The following is a 19,475-nucleotide window of genomic DNA, read 5'->3' as shown; positions in this document are numbered from 1 at the left end:
CCTTCTCCTTATTAATCTATGTTTGATAAATCAAAATCTTCGTCGATTTCCGCTTCATCTAAGCTTAACTCTTCGTCATCTAAAAATAATTCATCTTCTTCTGAAGCTTCAGAGAATTCCTCAACATCATCTGCATCGAAGGCTTCTACTTGTTCTGGTAAGTGAAGATTGTCGTATTCAGTTTCAATCTCTGACTCATCGTAAGCGTTAATTTGTACTTTGTTTCCCTCTTCGTCTATCATATGCATATCAAATCCAAGTCCCATAATCTCTTTTGTAAGAACATTGAAAGATTCTGGGATACTTGGTTTAGGGATTGGTTTAGATCTAACAATAGATTCATAAGTTTTTATACGTCCTTTGATGTCATCTGATTTGATAGTTAGAATTTCACGCAATGTGTAAGCAGCTCCATAAGCTTCAAGAGCTCAAACTTCCATTTCTCCAAATCTTTGTCCCCCATTTTGTGCTTTTCCACCTAATGGTTGTTGAGTAATCAATGAGTAAGGACCAATGTTTCTTGTGTGTAACTTATCATCAACCATGTGTGAAAGTTTTAACATATACATAACACCAACAGATATTGGTTTGTCAAATGCTTCACCTGTTCTACCATCGATAAGTTTAACTTTACCATAGTTTTCCATTCCGGCTTCTTCCATGATTTCAATTAACTCATTTTCTTTGACACCCTCAAAAACAGGAGTACTTACTTTTATTCCTAATTTCTTAGCTGCCATTCCTAAATGTATTTCTAAAACTTGTCCTATATTCATACGTGATGGAACCCCCTGTGGATTTAACATAATGTCAACAGGTACTCCGTTTTCTGTATGTGGCATATCTTCAATTGGTAAAATTTTTGAAATAACACCCTTATTACCGTGTCTTCCAGCCATTTTATCTCCCTCTTGAATTTTACGTTTTTGAACTACGTATACTTTGATAATCTCTAAAATATCTGCGGGTAGATCATGACCATCTGCTCTACTAAATCTTTTAATAGATTTAATGATACCTTCTCCACCATTAGGAACTCTTAAAGAATTATCTTTTACATTTCTTGATTTTTCACCAAATATTGCATGTAATAATTTGTCTTCAGGTGATAATTGAGTTTGAGATTTTGGTGTAACTTTTCCTACAAGGATATCACCCACCTTAACCTCTGAACCAATAGCAGCTATACCTTCTTCATCTAAGTGTTTTTTGCTAGCTTCACTTATATTTTGAATCTCTCTAGTAATTTCTTCTGGTCCTTGTTTAGTTTGTCTTCTTTCGATTGTGTATTCATCAATATGTATTGAAGTGAATCGATCATCGATTACAACTCTTTCTGAAAGGATTACAGCATCTTCGTAGTTATACCCATTTCAAGTGGTAAACGCAACGACTAAGTTTTGACCTAATGCTAATTCTCCGTTTTCCATTGAAGGACCATCAGCTAATATATCTCTTTCTTTAATTTTATCTCCCACTTTAACAATCGGGATGTGAGTAATAGCTGTACCATTATTCGATCTATTGAAGTCGTTTAGGACATAGTTTCTTACTCCACTACTTTCTTCAACAGTTATTTTTCTTGAGTCAACATATTTTACTATACCATCAGTTTTGGCAACAACTGCATCACCAGAGTCACGGGCAGCTTCGTGTTCAACACCTGTACCAACTATTGGTGATTCAGGATTGATAAGGGGAACTGCTTGACGTTGCATGTTCGCACCCATAAGTGCCCTGTTGGCATCATCGTTTTCTAAAAACGGTATACAAGATGTTGCAATTGAGACAATTTGTTTTGGAGAAACATCGACATAATCAACATCCATAGGTGGTACCATTATGTCATCTCCTCTGTAACGAGCTATCACACTGTCGTCTAGGATTTTACCATTTGCGTCTATTTGGATGTTTGCCTGCGCAACAACATAATCTCTTTCTTTATCAGCAGTCAGATATTCATATTCGTTGATAAGAACCTTACCGTTTTCTACTTTTCTATATGGTGTTTCGATAAATCCATATTTATTAATACGTGCATAAGTAGACAAGTTGTTTATCAAACCGATATTTGGTCCCTCTGGAGTTTCGATAGGACAAATTCTCCCGTAATGTGAAGGGTGAACGTCACGCACTTCAAGTGCAGCTCTATCTCTACTCAAACCCCCTGGTCCAAGAGCAGTTAAACGACGTTTGTTTGTAAGTTCTGCTAGTGGGTTTGTTTGATCCATGAACTGAGATAATTGTGATAAGTTGAAAAACTCACCAATTATTGCAGTAAGTGGTTTATTATTTATGATACTTGATGGTTTCATTTTAAAAGGATTAGAAGTTGCTAATTTTTCCTTAACATTCTTTTCGATACGCATCATTCCAATTCTGAATTGATTTTGAAGTAGTTCTCCAACTGTACGTACACGTCTATTTCCTAGGTGGTCAATATCATCGACTTCACCAATATCATCCATTAAGTTTATTGCATATGAAATAGTAGCAATAATATCAGTTACATTTATAAATTCATCATTAGAAGTATTTGTTATCCCTATTATTGTTGTAACTTCATCTCTTAAATCATTATCTTTATAAACCTTAACTCTTTGAATTTCATTTGAAGATTTAATTAATTCGTTAAATGAGACCCTGTGCACCATAGCACCATTATCAAGAACTCGTTCAACCTCTTTGTACATATCTTTTGTTATCTCTGTGTTTTTTTCAAAAATCACTTTTCCAGAAACATCAACAAGATCTTCAGCTAACACTCTTCCAACAAGTCTGTTTTTTACAGCTAATTTTTGTTGTAACTTAAACCTTCCAGCTTTGGTCAAGTCATATTTTCTTTTATCAAATAGAAGACCATAAAGATATTTACTTGCTCCATCAGCTGTTGCTGTTTCACCTTGTCGAATTTTTTTATATATTTCTTGAACTTGATTTTCTCAATCAATATTTATGTCACCAACTAGTGAGTCTTGCTCGTAACTTGTTGTTATAACTGGGTCGTTGTCGAACAATTCAAGTATAGTTTCTTTATCCATCTTGAAAGATGTTAATAAGCTTGTCGCTGTTGTTTTTCTAGACTTATCAATTTTTACGTAAAATACATTTGCAACTTTGTTGTCTAATAATTTTTTTGAGTCGACTTCAAATTCTAATCATGTTCCTCTTGAAGGAATTATATCCGCATAGTAGATAGTCTCTCCATTTTTTCTGTTTAATTCAGTTTTGAAATAACTCCCCGGAGATCTAACTAGTTGAGAAACCACAACTTTTTCACTTCCGTTTATTATGAATGTTCCTCTATCAGTCATAAGAGGGAACTCTCCAAAAAATACTTCTCCTGTTTTGTAGATGTCAATATTTGCTAAATATAAGTCATCTTTCTCTTCTATTATTTCTATTTGAATAGAATCTTTGTCACCGGTTTTAGATTTGAACTCAAAAAAGTACAGCTTATCTTGGCTGTTTTTAAATTCTACCCCCGATGATTCTATTTTTTCTTGCAGTCAGCCTTTTAAAAAGGTCTGCATGTCACCTGAAATATCTTCTTTGAATATTTCAACATTTTCTTGATGGATTGTTAGTGAAAGATCTGCATAAATCGGTGCCTCGAAGATTTTTGATTCTTCTTTTGCCTTAACAATAGATAATCTTGGTTCTCGAAAACTTCAATTACTTAATGTTAGGATTATATCACCATCAGCAGATACAACTGGAAATACCTCGTCGAAAACCTCTTTTATTCCTTCATCTAAAAATCATTTAAATGTCTTAGTTTGTAACTCTATAAGGTCTGGCAGTGCAAGATCACCAGATACCTTTGTATAGTCACGTCTTTGAACTAATGCATTTACATTTTTTACTTTATAACTCATCAAATAGCCTCCATTCGAGTAAAACATACGCAAACAAATTCTATATGAATTAGACAATTAAATCAATAGTATTTGCAATTAATTTTCATTTTTTCTGAATTAGTAGGTCTTTATCAATTTGTTTTATTTAAAAGCTCTGGTATTAACTTCAAGAGTTCTTCGTGTGTCTTATCTCATCATTTTACCATTTGCAAGGCAGTTATCTCGGAAGTACTGAATCTTTTCTTGATTTGTTTGGCAGGATTTCCAGCGACTATCGAATATGGTTCCACATCTTTTGTGACAACTGACATAGCACCAATTATTGCACCATTACCAATAGTAATACCGGGCATGATTGTTGCACCAAGCCCTATCCATACATCGTGACCAACAATAGTGTCACCTTTTTCTTTTGGGGTTTTTAAACTTAACCCTTTCTTGAAACTATCGAACATTTCAAACGGAAAGCTTGAGAATGAATCCATTCTATGATTGCCCCCGTTCATAATGAACTTAACATCATGGGCAATCGCACAATATTTACCAATAACTAACTTGTCACCATAAATATCCGGAAAATGATAAAGTATATTTTTATTTTGAAAGTCTCTCGCTCCCATTTCTCCATCAAGAGAGTAGTAATAAGTATAGTCACCGATTTCAATATTCTTATTAGTAATATATTCATTTAAAATAAATATTTTTTTAGAACGCGGCATAAATTATCTCCTTAAATATATTTTAAATAAAAAAAATAACCCTTTTGGGATTATTTAAATCGTATGAAATTATTTCAACTCAACTGATGCCCCAGCATCCATTAGTTGTTTTTTCATTTCTTCTGCTTCTTCAACTTTAACGTTTTCTTTAATAGTTACAGGTAGAGTTCCGTCTACTAATTTTTTTGCATCCATTAAACCTAAACCAGTTAATTCTTTAACTATTTTAATAACAGAAACTTTGTTTCCACCTGGATTAGTTAACATAACATTAACTTCAGTTGGTGCTGCAGAAGCTCCTGCGGCTGCTGGTGCTGCAACTGCGGCTGCTGCAACAACTCCGAAGTGATCTTCTATTGCTTTAACTAAATCATTTAATTCAGTAAGTTTCATTTCTTCTAATGCTTTTATAATATCATCTTTTGTAATTGCCATTTTATGTGTCTCCTTTTTTCTTTAAAAATCGCTATTTGTACGCTTAATTCTATTTTGTTATTCTGATTTTGTGTTTGCTATTTCTTTTACAGTCAACATGAATTGACGTAATGGGTAAATAAGAGATGAAGCGAACATTGAGTATAATTCATCTTTTGATGGAAGAGAAGCAATTTCAGTGATCGCTGCTGTATCAAGAACAGTACCCTCATAGATACCAGCTTTAAGTTCTAAATCTGGATTAGTCTTTGCAAAATTTGCTACAAGTTTTGCTGGATATAAAGCTTCTTCATCAGAAAATATATAAACATTTTGTTGAACTAAATAAGGATCTAGACCTGTTATTTTTAATTCTTCCATAGCTCTTTTTACTAGAGAATCTTTGTAAACTTTAACAAATATACCTTGTTCACGAGCTTGATTTCTTAAATCAGTCATTTGTGCAACAGACAGGTTTTTGTAATCAGCTATAGCTAAACCTTTACAATTTTTAATTCTGTCACAAAGCTCTTTAACAATTTCGTTTTTTTTGGCATGTGCCGGTCTTGCAAGTTTCATATACATAACCTCCTTTTCATTATTTTAGTAATCAGAATAAAACCTCGAAACGTAGTTCCGAGGTAAATTAAAAATACAATAACTCACACTTAAAGTGCTTAAATATGTAATTTCATTCCTCGGTAACAAATTAAGGGATTCCCAGTTACTTTCTTTGGTACGAATAGCATTTTTATATTACCACAAAAAAATCATTACCTTTCATATATTTTAAATATATTAGTTGAACTCTAAAATCGATTTGGTTCATACCCAACTTTATGGTTGTGTATGAATCAAGGAACACAACCATAGAAAAAATGATTCGCATCACAAATAGGTATATTTAGTGTTATTAAATTTTGTACAAAAAAAAAAAAAAACCGTACGTTTGAGTACAGGTTTAAAATTTTAATTTTCGATAAGAACTTTTATTCCAGGACCCATTGTAGTAGATAATGAAATATTTCTAATGTATGTTCCCTTAACAGCTGCTGGCTTAGCTTTCTTGATTGTATCAAAAATTGCTTGGTAATTTTGTAGTAATTTGTCTTCATTAAATGAAACTTTACCGATTATCGAATGTATGTTTCCTTCTTTGTCGGTTCTATACTCAACTTTACCTTTTTTAATTTCTTCCAATGCTTTTTTTACATCGGTAGTAACAGTTCCGGTTTTAGGGTTTGGCATAAGACCTTTTGGTCCTAATACTTTACCTATTTTACCTAGTTCAGCCATCATTTCTGGAGTAGCTACAATAACATCGTATTCGAATCAACTTTCTTTTTGAATTTTTTGTATTAATTCTTCTGCTCCAACGAAGTCTGCGCCAGCTTCTTGTGCTTCTTTTACTTTTGTTTTTGTTAAAACTAAAACTTTTTGTGTTTTTCCGGTACCGCCAGGCAATACTAATGCACCTCTAATTTGTTGGTCAGCATGTCTTGGATCGACATTTAGGTTGAAAGCAATTTCAACAGTCGAGTCAAATTTAGTTATTGAAGTTTCTTTTGCTAACTTAATTGCTTCAGTGATAGTGTAAAGCTTTGTTTTGTCTACCTTATCGTTAGCTACTTTAAATTTTTTGCTTAATTTTCTCATAACTATTTAGCTTCCTCTTCAGGCATTCCAGTTACTTTGATACCCATATTTTTTGCTGATCCTTCAATAATTTTCATTGCTGCCTCAATTGTGTGAGCATTCAAGTCTGGCATTTTGTACTCTGCTATCTTTTTAATATCGTCAGCTGTTAAAGTTGCAACAACTTCTTTACCAGGTGTTTTTGAACCTTTTTGTATTCCTGCTGCTTTTTTTAACATAAACGCTGCTGGGGTAGTTTTTAAAACAAAGTCAAAAGACTTGTCGTCATATGCAGTTATAACTACAGGGACTACCTCCCCAGCTCTTTCTTTAGTGGCTTCATTAAATTGTTGTGTGAATTGGGGCATGTTAATTCCAAGTGATGCTAATTCAGCTCCTGGTTTTGCTTGCATTGCCATAAATTCCAATTTTGCTATACGTGTGATTTTTTTTGCCACGAACAACACCTCCGTTTTCGCTGTGGTCATATCGCATAAACACATACTGGTCTATACTTCCACAATTAAAATCTGCCATAAATAATATTATCACAAATTATTCTAAAATCGTTATTGTTTTAATAATAATTGGATCTATAGGGACATCATCATGATAACTCTTTGACATAGTTTTAACTTTTTCAATATCCTTGACAATGTCCATACTTTTTTCATCAGAGACTTTTCCAAAAGAAGCATACTGACCATCTAGAAATTTAGCATCTCCTGTAACGATAAAAAATTGGCTAGAAGCACTGTCTAATATACTAGTTCTTGCCATAGAAACAACACCAGGTTCATGAGAAAGAGTTGTAGTATTTTTATTTCAGCCGTTTACTGAGAACTCACCTTTAATAGTATTAGACGCTTCTTTTTCAACCATATTTTGGTCTAATCCACCACCTTGAATCATAAAACCATTTATAACTCTGTGGAATATCAAATTTTCATAAAAGTTACTTTTTACAAGTTTTAAAAAATTTTCTACAGTTATTGGGGCTAAGTCAGGATATAAATCAAGATTTATACATTTGCCATCAATTAATTGTAATTGAACTTTGATTGTTTTCATTATAATCTCCTTTATATAACAAAACTTTGGTGACCCAAAGTTTTATTTTAATATTTATAAGCCAACTCCAAGCTGTTGAACTCAAATTCTGTTGGTGTAATTCTTCCGAATAATTCAATATTAACAACTGCGACACCTTTTTCAAAATCCATTTCGACAACTTGTCCTTCGGTATTTGAAAAAGGTCCGTCTTTGACTTTGACCACTTCTTTGATTTTAAAATCAGCTTCAAATAAGATCTTTTCTTTTTTAGACTGATTTGGTTGGCCTTTTGAATGAGTTTTTTTAGTCTTTTCTTCGACTTGAACATCTAGCATTCTAGAAACTTCTTCACTAGTTAATGGAAGCGGTTTTGCACCTTTACCTGATGAACCTATAAAACCAGTGACACCAGGTGTGTTACGAACAATAAATCAAGTTTCATCTGTCATCAACATATTAATAAAGATGTATCCTGGAAATTTATTTTTTTCGACTACTTTATTATTTTTCCCATTAACTGGTCCTTTTGCTATTCTAATATTAAAAATTCTATCTTCTAAACTAGATGTTTCTACTTTTTGAAGTAAATCTCCACGTACTCTTTCTTCGTGACCACTATTGCAGTTAATAACAAATCATTGACCTTTGTAAGACTCTAGTTCTTCTTCTAAATTTATCAAAGTGCTTTCCACTCTTATTACCTCCTATATGATCTTTGTTATTACAAATAATCATTGTAAACCATAATCAACTGCGTAGAAAAATATACCAAATATTAAAAGGAATATGATAACCCACAAAAATTTAGATCCGAGATTATTTCTATCTGATCATTTAATTTTGTTGATCTCCTTCAACATTTTAATTGGTGCTTCTTTTAGTGCTAGTTTATAATTTATTTTTTCTTTGTGTTTTTTAATCTTTGTTTCTTTAGCTTTTTTTAGTTTTTCTTCTTGTGTTAGTCCACTATCACTATCCAACTGCTTGTAAAGTTCCTTCATTTGCTCGTTTTTAAGAGCTTTTTCTCGTTTTTTGGCTTCTTTTAAAGCATTTTTTTGCTCAATTTTTATAAGTTTAGCTTTTGCTTTATCTTCATTTTTTTTCTGCTTATTACTCATATTATCGAGTCTCCTTGTGGGTAGTGTGGGCATTACAAGTTTTACAAAACTTTTTTATTACAAGTCTTTCTTTTTGAGATAATGCGCTTTTTTGGATCGTATAGTTTCTTTCTAAGCATTCACTACATACTAGAATGACTTTCTTAATGTTTTTTGGCATATGAAACAGCTCTTTTCTTACCAAATAATTATATATTACTTGAGCCATTTATCAAACTAATTAAATACTTTTTTAACTTGATTCTATATCTTTCTAAATCCCGTCTTTTGATTGATAAAATTTCACATATTTTGTATTTAGATTCTCCCATACACAAATAAATTAATGCTTTTTTGTGTGTTTCATCTTCTATACTTTCAATGTATTCATTTATCATTTCAATTATTTCTCTTGTTATTTTGGAGCTTTGATATTGTGAGAAAGAAAATATTTCTAGGTCGTATTCAACACCATCTAAATAATCTTCTGAATAAAAACTCCTTCGTTTAATGTGGTTTTTTTCGCTTTTTCTTCGTGCTTGTCGCACATAATCTAATAACCGCAATTTAACTATAAACATTGTGTATGTTGTTAACTTGATTCCTTTATATGTTACATACTTTGACCGCACTTCTTTTAAGGCAAAATATGTTGCAGTTATTAAATCTTCGGGTTCTAAAAATATATCTTTGTTTAAAAATGCGCATTTGCTAATATTTTGATTAATGACTCATGCTAACCATTTTGCCTGATCTTCAGGCAACTCTGGAAAATAATCTACAATTAAGGTAAAAATAACTTCTTTAATTTTAATTTTGTTTACTTCTTTCGTACAAAATTATACCTGCCGCAACAGATACATTTAAGGAATTAATTTTATTACTAGTTGGAATTTTAAAACAGAAATCAGAATGAGATGCATTTTTTTTAAGCACACCCTCACCTTCACTTCCTAAAACTATTGCAGTTTTTTTATCAAATTTTAATTCATTGATACTAATTGACTCTTCAGTTAAAAGAGAACAATAGATTCAGTAACCCTTCTCTTTTAAAACATTTATTACATTACTAATATTTGAGACTTTAACTATTGGGGTACAATAAATTGCACCTGCAGAAGCTTTAACTACTGTTGGTGTAACATCCACTTGATTGTGATCTAAAATTATAATTCCGGTCACATCAAAAAGGGATGAGGTTCTAATAATTGCTCCAAAGTTGTTTGGGTCTTGTATTCGATCTAAAATAAGAATTGTTTGTTGAGTGTTTGAATAATCTATTATGTCATCTAATTTTGAGTATTGAAACTGTTTTACCTCTGCAATTATCCCTTGGTGGGTAACTTTTTCTTGTATAAATTTTGAAAAAGTTTCTTTCTCGCACGAGGTTCATTTAATGTTGTACTTCTTTATTATTGAGTAAGCTTCTTGACTAAATGCATAACCCTTTAATATATAGATTTCTTTAATTTGATTATGAAAGTTTATTATTACATTCTCAACCACATTTTTACCGTAGATTAAATTTTTTTTATTAGATGATTTTTTCATGTTTTAACTCTTCTCTTAACTTATCCGCCACTTCAAAATCTTTTTTTAATAAAGCCCCTTGCCATTCTCTAATCTTTTTCACATTTTCGCTATTAAGGTTTTTGATATCAAACCTGAATCCTAGGGTGTTGATTATAAGAACTAATTTTTCATACGTTTTGTCCACTTCTTTAAAAGCTAATTGTTTATTGATGTTTTTCACCATTTCATTAATTAAAGAAATAATCATTGGTGTATTTAAGTCATTATTAATATAGCTTCTAAATCTTGAAACGTAGTTATACGAATTGAAATCATCGTCAATTGGCGTTTTATTATTTGTCTTTATATAATCACAGGCAATTGATCAATTCATCTTCCTTAATAAGTTTTCAATTTTCGAAACCCACTCAGAAGATTGTTTTAATGTCTCTTGATTAATGTTTATAGGTTGTTTGTAATTACTGTTTAAGAATATATATCTTAACTCATTGGCTCCATAATCTCTTATGAAATCCTTAACTAATATTGTATTTTTCAAAGATTTTGACATTTTAATGTTATCAATTGATAGGTGACCGTTATGCAGTCACACATTTGATAGTTCACAAGATTTCTTTGCGATATATTGAATTCTTTCGTTTTCATGATGTGGGAACTTTAGATCAATACCGCCAACATGTATATCTATAGTATTACTAAAGAAGCCATCTATAAGTGCCACACACTCTGTGTGCCATCCAGGTCTTCCTAGACTTCACTTCGATAACCATTTTTTTCCTTTAGTTGTTTTTTTTCAAAGTACGAAATCTTGTGGATTGATCTTGTTTTTATTTTCTTCAATTCTGTTTCCAACTTCTAATTCCTCAATGCTTTGTTTAGACAAATTACCATATTTTTGTTCAAGTGATTTTACATTGAAATAGACGTCTCCATCAACTTCATATGCATGACCACTTTTTATGAGCATATCAATAAAATCTACAATCTCGTTAATCTTCTCAGAGATTGATATGATTTTTTCCGGCTTTTTAACATTAAGATTTTTCATATCTTCTAAAAAAGACTCTGTATATTTTTTAGCGTAATCTTCTTCAGGAATGCCTTCTACCTCGGCTTGGTTAATTATTTTATCGTCAATATCAGTAATATTTAATAAATATTTATGTTTGATGTTTTTGTAATCTAAGTATCTGATAATTATGTCTGTTAAAATTAAAGGTCTTGCATTACCTATGTGTATATAACTGTAAACTGTTGGACCACAAGTATAAATACAATATTTTGGAACATCAATTTCCTTAACTTCGGATGACAAAGAATCATATAACTTCATATTTTGAATCTCCCGCTATCTATCGGTTTTTATGAGTGGTGATACAGCTTTATATGTAAAATATAAAACCGCTGAGTTGAATATTATTTTTAGAGGTGCCTGAACAAGGCGACTCATAAGCATCAAGACATAACCACTTTCGTAGCCTACTCCGTTTTCTTTTCCAGTGTTTAAACCAAGAAACTCGTAATCACCCCACGCGGATATAACGGCCGTTACCAAATATTCCGCTGCCGAAGCAAATAACACAATTGGAAGTAGTGTGTTTAATACTTTATTATGACCTTTAGCCATGAAAACTATTGTGAATGTTCAGACTAAAAATATACAAGTCATAACAGAACCTATGAAAACTCATTTAAATACTTCTTTACTCATTGTAAAACCGAAAAATTCAATCCCGCTTTCTAAGTTGGCAAAATCAATCAGATATGCCATCAAAAGAGCGAAACCAATTAAAAATATATTCACTAACGCTAGTGTTACTCAATTGTTACCTTTACCAACCCTTAAGAAACTAGCACCTATACCAGCTATATAACCATAACAAATTATGACTATTATGTAAGCAGGGTGTACAAACGAAGGTACAAATATCATAACAAGAGCCTCGGTAATTAAACCCACAATTACTCCAACAATAGGACCAAAAATGAATCCTGTGATTTTAACCATTACACCTTCAAATGCAATTCTTACAGGGGGAAATACAGTAATAGGAACCGTTAAAGATATTACGACAGTCACACTAACACTGACAGCAGTGAACATTGTTATATAGGCAATATTTTTGGTAGTAAACCTTATCCCGTGATATCTTTCCTTTAAAACTAGATAAGATAACGAGTTATAGACTATATAAGCTAAAATAAAAAGACCTATGAGACCAGAAGCGGCATAAGCCAAATTATTTCCTTTCAAAAGGATTTCGGCAAACTTTTGCATGATAATTAATTCCCCTTACTTTTCCCAATTTATTGGATTTTTTCCCAAACAACTAAGAATATTGTTGATCTTTGAAAATGGTTTGCTGCCCTCAAATCCCTTTTTATAACTAAAAGGCGAAGGGTGAGCTGAAAAGATCACAAGTTTATTTAAGTATTCTAGATTATTATATAAGTTTTTTGCGTGATTTCCTCATAAACAATAAATAATATTTTTATTTTGTTTATTTAGTTGATTCAAAATTTTAATTATAAGTTCTTCTCAACCTAGGTTTTTGTGAGAACCTGGTTTTCCTTTTTCAACGGTTAAGCAAGTATTTAACAAGAGGACCCCTTGCTTAACCCAACTAGAGAGATCATTATTTAAAGTGTGATCTATATCTAAATCATTTTTTAATTCTTTAAATATGTTCTTCAAACTCGGAGGAGCGTTTATATTGTTGGCACAACTAAATGCAATTCCATTAGCTACTCCATGTTTATGATAAGGATCTTGACCTAATATTACAACCTGAACTTCGGGGACGTCTACCAACTCAAACACACGAAAAATCTCTTCGTAAGTGGGGTATACATTATTAAGATTCTTAATTTTTAAAAGAGTTTTGTTGATACCTTCAGAAATATTATTCTTTTCGAATAAAATTTTTCATCCGTTCTTGACGTTTTGCATATTTAGATTACTTTAGCACTTTGCTAAGTCTCTTTCTATTATTTGCATCTTTTTTCTTTGCTTTTTTTAAAAGCTTTTTATCTTTTTTTGTTAAAACTATGTTATCTAACTCCTCAGAGTCAGCATCCTTCCTTGGTGTAGAAAATATAGTGTCATCCTCATCAATCGGACCTAAATCAATTATACTGTCATCCCTTTTCGGAAGGAATGGGTTACTGATATAGTGATTATTGATTGGGAGAATCACGGATTTATTTAAAGCACTTGTTTGTGTGTTTTCAAGCTCGGCTCTTTCTAAATCTATAGTTTCTATCGGTACTAGCGATTCATTATTCTTACTAATTTTATCACTTACTTTTGGATTTTTTTCCATTTTTTCAAATATTTTTGTTTTGTTTAGCTGTTTTTTTTCTTTATACAATGCAGCTTCACCCAAACTATCATCATCTGTATTGTTTAAAATAGGTAAGTTGGTTTGGATGATCGCTCCTTCCAGATCATTTTCTAATAAATTTTGATCTAGCGAGATTGTGGCATCATTAAATAAAGACACGTTTTTCTTGTCTTTATTATTCTCAACAATAAACTCAAAGTCTCCAGTTTTTAATTCGTCAGTTTCCATGATATCAAAGCCCATGTTATAAGTTTTCTTATTATAAGTCACTCCCGAGCTTTGATCTTGGTTATTTGCTATTTCCTTAGTTTCTTTATTTGAGTTCACAAAAGATTCTTTACTATCTTCAAATAGTTGATTGTCTTTTATTTCCCATTCTATGTTCTTCGTCTTTTTCAAGTTCGGTCTCTCACCACGGTAAAATTGTTCATTATCTTTTAATTCATTCTTATCTCAATGTTGAGCTTTGTGAATATCCTTTGGAGATTGTTCCTTACCGACATCAGTATTTGGGTTACCCCTCACTAAACTGTTATTTTCTGGTACTTTATAATTTTTATTAGATGATTCTTGAGGGATAATCCCTCCGCCGTTATGTTTTTTGGCTCAATATTCTTGGTTGTGATTACTATAATTTCTGTTTGTATCCCTTAATTCGCTTTCCAAGCCAATTTGGTGGTTATGTGAGTTTTGGTAATTATCTCCTTTTGACCTCATACTTTGGCAGTTCTCACAACTTTCATGATTCTGTAAATCAACATTGTCTTGTTTACGATTAGTTACATTTTCAATATTGTAATTCTCTTTTTGCACATATTTATGCTCAACTTCGGGCTGGTGTGCTTGGTCTCTAAATGAGCTTTGATGGTCTCTAAATGCACTATTGAACTGTCTAGTTTGATTAGGGTTATACTGATTATTTTGGGGAAAAGAGTTGGGTTGATACTCATCGAAGACTTTCGTATTATGGTTTTCATTGTGATAATTATAGTGTGAAGTATTTGTTTTTATAATATCATTGGGATTATTCAAAGGATAATGATCGATAGGTGTGCGTTGTCTATTTACATCATAACTTCCATAATTAAAAAGACTCTCAGCATTTACGCTAAAAGGTGGCTGATTTGTAATTCTGGGATATTCATTGATAATATTGGAACTATTTTGAAACCCTTGGGGATTTAAAACTGGATTTATCGGTTGAAAATTGGTAGGTAGATGACTTGATGGATTCATTAAAAGGGATTGCAAAAATTTGTGAGCTTCTATTTCACTCACAAAAGTCGCCACTACCCTATTAAAACTTGCGTCAATAACTTGATAGTTTCCATAGTTAAGAATTATGTAGAAGCCCAAATTATTCCACTCCAATCTTAAGAAATTATCCAGCTTTTTAGTTAATTACTTATGCATCTCTATATTTTTTTTATTGTTATTTTTGGTAACTTACCGACACTCTTAAATATATCTTTAAGCGAAGAATTACTTAGAGCTTTTTCGTCAGTAAATTGATAACCGGCAGGTTGGTACCAATATAGATAAGTGTCAAATCTCTTATCTCCATCCTTTTTTTCTTTGATCTTTTGTCCTTTAAGATCAAATCTTAACACAACATTTTCGAAATTATCGTATGTAATTTCAAACTCCCTAGGTGTTTTGGTATCCTTTATATCATCAAATTTCAAGACAACTTGTCCTAAATTACCCATCCCATGTATAAAGGTTGAAGTGCTTTGAATCAACTCATTATTCTTATCAAAAAAAAGCTTCCACCCTTCCTCATTTAAATTATTTGCTTTTACTGGAGTATTTTCTTCTTCACCTTCGTTTTGATTTGACTTAACTATTTCACTTGTATTAAATTTTTTTTCTAAAACTTCATTAAAATTCCCCATAATCAGAGTATTTTCTCGTTCGTCAAACTCTTTTTTAATGTTTGTTAATGATGATTGTTCTTTTTTTTCCGCTTCTTCTCCGGTTGTTTCGCTCTCTGGTTTTGCAAAATCTTTAAAATACTCTTTTAAAGATGTTCCTTGCCCTTTGATTTTATAACCGTTTTCATCTGTTGCCAAGTATTGTTTTTTGGCTTTACCAGACTCTACTTCCGTTACTACTTCAAAGGTTTTTATTTTTTCTGGATTATATTTTGTAACAACCCCATTGTATTTGATTGAAGAGAAATTTGTGTTTCGCTTAGCAGAATATGAGTCTTCAAAGTTTTTTAAATCTTCAGAAACAGTGCTATTTTCTTCGTGTTGATTTTTCAAATAACTTTCAAGAGATAAACCAAGACCATTTGTTCCCAATGTTTCTTGCTGTTTTTTTAGTTTTTCTTTATTTTGATATTTTGTCTCAGTGAAAGTTATCGCTTCTAAAAGTTGAATAGACATTGCGCCTAGTTTTCCCTTACTGGTCGAATTGTCGAACTGACTCAACTTATAACCATCTTTAGTTTCTATTGATAAAGTTTCTGTGGGTACACCACATGAAACGATTGTAGCAATAGGGGCTGAAGATACTGTGAGTACACTGAATATAGATAATATTTTTTTCATTCTCTTACCTCAAATCTCTATATATAATTTTACAATAAAACATTTAGGTTTTACATTTTTTTAAATGTTACCTACGACAATTTAGAAAAAAACAAATACACTTTACTATTAAGTCGTCCTATATTTTTTAATTGCTAAAATAAGCTAACTTCGATATAAAAAAAATAACCGGAGTTATTTTTTTACACGCTTTTTCACTATTATGTCGAAGATTGATCGATAAACTTACCGAATGAACGAAGAAAGTTAACTTTAACAACACCCGTTGCACCGTTTCTGTGCTTAGATATAATAACATCAGTTTCATCGGTTGGATTATCAGCTTCAATACTGTATTCTTTTATTTTGTAGTATGCTTCTCTAAACAAAAACATGATTATATCTGCATCTTGTTCAATCGCACCAGAATCCCTTAAATCTGACATTAAAGGTGTTTTCTCTTCTCTTTTTTCTACACTTCTTGATAACTGAGATAAACAAATGATAGGGATGTTTAACTCTCTGGCAATTTTTTTTAATTGCCTTGAGATTGCTGCTACTTCGTTTTGCCTACTATCGAATTTGTTACCTATTGATGATATTAACTGCAAATAGTCAATAAAACATATTTGAACATTAAAATCTCTCTTCATTTTTCTCAACTTAGATTGTAATTGTAATACATTTAACCCTGGAGAGTCATCGATGATTATATTCATCTTTTGAAGTTCATCTGCACCACTTGTTATTCTTTTTCATTTTTCTTTTGTTAACCCTTGTGCATTTCTCAAAGCGGTTGCATCTACTCCAGATACAGAGGATAACATACGTTGAACTAACTGTTCTTTGGGCATTTCAAGCGAGAAAAAAGCAACACCTTTTTTTCTTTCAGCAGCATTGACAGTTAAATTTAAGGCGAACGCAGTTTTACCCATTGATGGTCTAGCTGCTAAAATAATTAAATCTCCATTTTGTCAACCGTTAGTCAGTTGATCTAAATAAGCAAACCCAGAAGGTATTCCTGTTATTTGGCCACCATTTGTTTCTAGGTCTGCTATTTTTTTTACAACTTCTACGACAGTTTTTTTAACTTCCGTAGCATCATCTTTTTTTATCTCTGTTTTTATGTTTAATATTTTTTGTTGAGCAACTAAAAAGACCTCCTCAACAGGTGCTTTACTTTCCCTAAGTTGTCGAATATTATTTATAGTTCTATCTAATTGTCTACCTATAGAATTTTTAAACACTATTTCTATATAATTTTCTACACCCTCATCTGTATAAAAATAACCTGACACTTCCGATATATAATCAATACCCCCGACTTTTTCAAGTTGCTTTTTATCTTGCAAATAATCTGCCACCTTTGTGATTGTCGGAAGTTGACTACTTGAACTAATAGAGTTTATGGCTTCAAACATAAAAGAGTGTGCTTCTGTGGAGAAATCATCGGCATTCAATTGAGTCAATATTTCAAAACTAGCTTTAGGCGAATGCATTGCTACAGCGAGCACAACTTTTTCTGAATCTAAAAGAATAGACTCTTGGTTAACATCTATTAAATTATCCATTTTTATTTCCTTCTATAAGAACCTTTAGAGTTGTAGTTATTTGATGATCTAATTTTATTTTTAAATAAAATAGTCCTAGTTTATTTAGGTTTTCATGTTTTTCAAATTTTCTTTTATCAATTTGTATTCCGTGCTCTTTGTTCAAACGGTCAACAATTTGGGTTAAAGATACCGACCCAAATACCTTACCGTCCTGAGTCTTTAATTTGAAGCCTAACTCCAAGTTATTAATCTTTTCAGCTTCTTTTTGGATGACTTCTTTTTCTTTTTTTAATATTTCACTTTCTTTTTTTAACTTAACATTTAAGTGACTAACCCCATCTTTGCTAGCTACAATAGCTAATTTTTTGGGTATTAGATAATTAACTGCAAAACCATCTGAGACATTAACAATCTCGTCCTTCTTGCCATAATTCTTAACATCTTTTAAAAGTATAACTTTCATATTTATCACCCTTGTAATTATAACAAATTTAGGGGGTTTTTATGTCCGACCAAAATAAAAACCCTTTCGAGAAGGGTTAATAACTATTGGCTAACGAATGGTAGTAGACCCATTATTCTGGCTCTTTTTATTGCAGTTGCCAACATTCTTTGATGTTTTGGTGATGTACCAGTAATTCTTTTTGGTAATATTTGTCCATTGCCTGAAATAAACTTTTTAAGTAAATCCACATCTTTATAATCGATATAATCGATACTATTTTTAGCAAAGAAGTTTACTTTTTTTCTTCTAACAAATTTTTTCATAATCTATTCTCCTATTAATCTTCTCATAATATTGAGTCGTCAGCGTTTGATATTTTGCTATCCTCAATCAAATCAAAATCCATATTTGTTGATGTCTTATTTGAGTCTGTTTGTTGTTGAGTGTTCGCGAATGTTCCTTGGGTTGAAACACCAGTATTAGATTGTCTATCTAGAAATTGTATCCTGTTTACTCTAACTGTTATGCTAGTTGAATACTGTCCATTATTGTTATCTTGTCTAACGTTGATAGAACCTTCTACTGAGATTTGTGCTCCTTTACGAACATACTTTACTAAGTTTTCGGCTGATTTTTCTCATACAAAACAAGGTACAAATTGAGTATACTGGGTACCATTTGAGTATTCATTTACAGCAAGTGTAAATGAAGAATATACTTTACCGTTGGATGCAGTTTTTAACTCTGGATCCTTAGTTATTCTCCCAATTAAGTTAACTGAATTCATAATACCTCCTTATAATAATTATTTATTCGATTCTGTGTCATTTGTTATTTCTTCTTTGTCATTTGGTTTTTTATATTCTTTTTTTATACCGTTGCTTTTGTCATCGTATCTTTTAGCCCCTGGTTTTCTGTCGAAGCTTCTTTGTGGTTTTTTTTCTTCTTTGTATTTTGACATATCTGTTTTCGCTAGCTTAGTTGACTGAATATATTTTTTTTCATTTTCAGTATTTATTACTAATTCCCTTACCACATTTTTATCTATTCTTGAGATTCTTTGGAACTCTAAAATATTAGATGAGTCTGTTTCGACAATTAAAACAGTATAGTGTCCTTTTTTCTTTTTGTTTATTTCAAAAGCAAAGTCTTTTAATCCTCAGTCTTCTGACTCTAGGATTTTCCCACCGTTACTTGTCAACACATCATGTAATTTTTTCTGTGTTGCTTTAACATCGGCAGTATCTTGATCTAAAATATACATTATTTCGTATTTTCTAATCATGTA

At 31.6% G+C, this 19,475-nt stretch carries 22 protein-coding genes and 1 other annotated feature; all 22 genes read right to left on the bottom strand.

The features are described 5' to 3' along the window. Positions 1-11 precede the first annotated feature (11 nt). The 22 genes from rpoB to rpsF all read right to left on the bottom strand — a co-directional run bounded on the left by rpoB (position 12) and on the right by rpsF (position 19,472). Entirely contained in the window at positions 12-3,878 is a 3,867-nt protein-coding gene (rpoB, locus tag AAHM92_RS00215) for a DNA-directed RNA polymerase subunit beta (RefSeq protein WP_500222481.1), read from the bottom strand. 110 nt (positions 3,879-3,988) lie between these two features. Beyond that, positions 3,989-4,579, bottom strand: a complete 591-nt coding sequence (locus AAHM92_RS00210; protein WP_023788823.1) for a CatB-related O-acetyltransferase — start codon at positions 4,577-4,579, stop codon at positions 3,989-3,991. A 69-nt stretch (positions 4,580-4,648) separates the two neighbouring features. Continuing rightward, a complete protein-coding gene (gene rplL / locus AAHM92_RS00205) occupies positions 4,649-5,014 on the bottom strand; it encodes a 50S ribosomal protein L7/L12 (protein ID WP_023788822.1) in 366 nt (121 codons plus the stop codon). 57 nt (positions 5,015-5,071) lie between these two features. Then, complete coding sequence (rplJ, locus tag AAHM92_RS00200) at positions 5,072-5,572, bottom strand: 50S ribosomal protein L10 (RefSeq protein WP_023788821.1); 501 nt, start codon at positions 5,570-5,572, stop codon at positions 5,072-5,074. Positions 5,573-5,599: 27 nt separating this feature from the next. After that, positions 5,600-5,748, bottom strand: a sequence feature (ribosomal protein L10 leader region). A 214-nt stretch (positions 5,749-5,962) separates the two neighbouring features. After that, the gene (gene rplA / locus AAHM92_RS00195; RefSeq protein ID WP_023788820.1) at positions 5,963-6,649 is read right to left on the bottom strand and encodes a 50S ribosomal protein L1; all 687 of its coding nucleotides are present in this window, start codon (positions 6,647-6,649) and stop codon (positions 5,963-5,965) included. A 2-nt stretch (positions 6,650-6,651) separates the two neighbouring features. Further along, a complete protein-coding gene (rplK, locus tag AAHM92_RS00190) occupies positions 6,652-7,086 on the bottom strand; it encodes a 50S ribosomal protein L11 (RefSeq protein ID WP_500222479.1) in 435 nt (144 codons plus the stop codon). Positions 7,087-7,183: 97 nt separating this feature from the next. Continuing rightward, a complete protein-coding gene (locus AAHM92_RS00185; RefSeq protein ID WP_500222478.1) occupies positions 7,184-7,699 on the bottom strand; it encodes a peptidylprolyl isomerase in 516 nt (171 codons plus the stop codon). Positions 7,700-7,746: 47 nt separating this feature from the next. After that, positions 7,747-8,373 (bottom strand): transcription termination/antitermination protein NusG, encoded by a 627-nt coding sequence (gene nusG / locus AAHM92_RS00180; protein WP_500222476.1) that lies wholly within the window; start codon positions 8,371-8,373, stop codon positions 7,747-7,749. Positions 8,374-8,385: 12 nt separating this feature from the next. Continuing rightward, a complete protein-coding gene (gene secE / locus AAHM92_RS00175) occupies positions 8,386-8,799 on the bottom strand; it encodes a preprotein translocase subunit SecE (protein ID WP_500222474.1) in 414 nt (137 codons plus the stop codon). A 1-nt stretch (position 8,800) separates the two neighbouring features. Further along, positions 8,801-8,959, bottom strand: coding sequence for a 50S ribosomal protein L33 (rpmG, locus tag AAHM92_RS00170; RefSeq protein ID WP_500222472.1), 159 nt, complete (start codon positions 8,957-8,959; stop codon positions 8,801-8,803). 28 nt (positions 8,960-8,987) lie between these two features. Continuing rightward, positions 8,988-9,542, bottom strand: a complete 555-nt coding sequence (locus AAHM92_RS00165; protein ID WP_023788814.1) for a hypothetical protein — start codon at positions 9,540-9,542, stop codon at positions 8,988-8,990. Positions 9,543-9,588: 46 nt separating this feature from the next. After that, entirely contained in the window at positions 9,589-10,329 is a 741-nt protein-coding gene (gene rlmB, locus AAHM92_RS00160) for a 23S rRNA (guanosine(2251)-2'-O)-methyltransferase RlmB (protein ID WP_023788813.1), read from the bottom strand. Next, positions 10,313-11,644, bottom strand: a complete 1,332-nt coding sequence (gene cysS, locus AAHM92_RS00155; RefSeq protein ID WP_023788812.1) for a cysteine--tRNA ligase — start codon at positions 11,642-11,644, stop codon at positions 10,313-10,315. Before cysS ends, rlmB begins: the two co-directional genes overlap by 17 nt. A 15-nt stretch (positions 11,645-11,659) precedes the next feature. Then, positions 11,660-12,589, bottom strand: coding sequence for an ECF transporter S component (locus AAHM92_RS00150; RefSeq protein WP_023788811.1), 930 nt, complete (start codon positions 12,587-12,589; stop codon positions 11,660-11,662). Positions 12,590-12,604: 15 nt separating this feature from the next. Then, a complete protein-coding gene (locus AAHM92_RS00145; RefSeq protein ID WP_500222470.1) occupies positions 12,605-13,261 on the bottom strand; it encodes a uracil-DNA glycosylase in 657 nt (218 codons plus the stop codon). Between the two features lie 7 nt (positions 13,262-13,268). Beyond that, entirely contained in the window at positions 13,269-15,011 is a 1,743-nt protein-coding gene (locus tag AAHM92_RS00140) for a hypothetical protein (protein ID WP_500222469.1), read from the bottom strand. Positions 15,012-15,070: 59 nt separating this feature from the next. After that, a complete protein-coding gene (locus AAHM92_RS00135) occupies positions 15,071-16,210 on the bottom strand; it encodes a hypothetical protein (RefSeq protein WP_500222468.1) in 1,140 nt (379 codons plus the stop codon). A 200-nt stretch (positions 16,211-16,410) separates the two neighbouring features. Beyond that, the gene (gene dnaB / locus AAHM92_RS00130) at positions 16,411-17,760 is read right to left on the bottom strand and encodes a replicative DNA helicase (protein WP_023788807.1); all 1,350 of its coding nucleotides are present in this window, start codon (positions 17,758-17,760) and stop codon (positions 16,411-16,413) included. After that, positions 17,753-18,205, bottom strand: a complete 453-nt coding sequence (rplI, locus tag AAHM92_RS00125) for a 50S ribosomal protein L9 (protein ID WP_500222466.1) — start codon at positions 18,203-18,205, stop codon at positions 17,753-17,755. The genes dnaB and rplI overlap by 8 nt, the downstream gene beginning before the upstream one ends. Before the next feature lie 83 nt (positions 18,206-18,288). Continuing rightward, on the bottom strand, positions 18,289-18,510 hold the full coding sequence (rpsR, locus tag AAHM92_RS00120; RefSeq protein ID WP_500222464.1) for a 30S ribosomal protein S18: 222 nt from the start codon (positions 18,508-18,510) through the stop codon (positions 18,289-18,291). Between the two features lie 14 nt (positions 18,511-18,524). After that, a complete protein-coding gene (locus AAHM92_RS00115) occupies positions 18,525-18,974 on the bottom strand; it encodes a single-stranded DNA-binding protein (protein ID WP_023788804.1) in 450 nt (149 codons plus the stop codon). Between the two features lie 18 nt (positions 18,975-18,992). After that, the gene (gene rpsF, locus AAHM92_RS00110; protein WP_500222462.1) at positions 18,993-19,472 is read right to left on the bottom strand and encodes a 30S ribosomal protein S6; all 480 of its coding nucleotides are present in this window, start codon (positions 19,470-19,472) and stop codon (positions 18,993-18,995) included. Positions 19,473-19,475: the final 3 nt, after the last annotated feature.

Source organism: Spiroplasma endosymbiont of Melanargia galathea (genome assembly GCF_964031075.1).
Taxonomy (GTDB): domain Bacteria; phylum Bacillota_I; class Bacilli_A; order Mycoplasmatales; family Mycoplasmataceae; genus Spiroplasma_A; species Spiroplasma_A apis.
The sequence above is the reverse complement of the archived record's forward strand: the minus strand, read 5'-3'. Positions and strand labels throughout refer to the sequence as shown.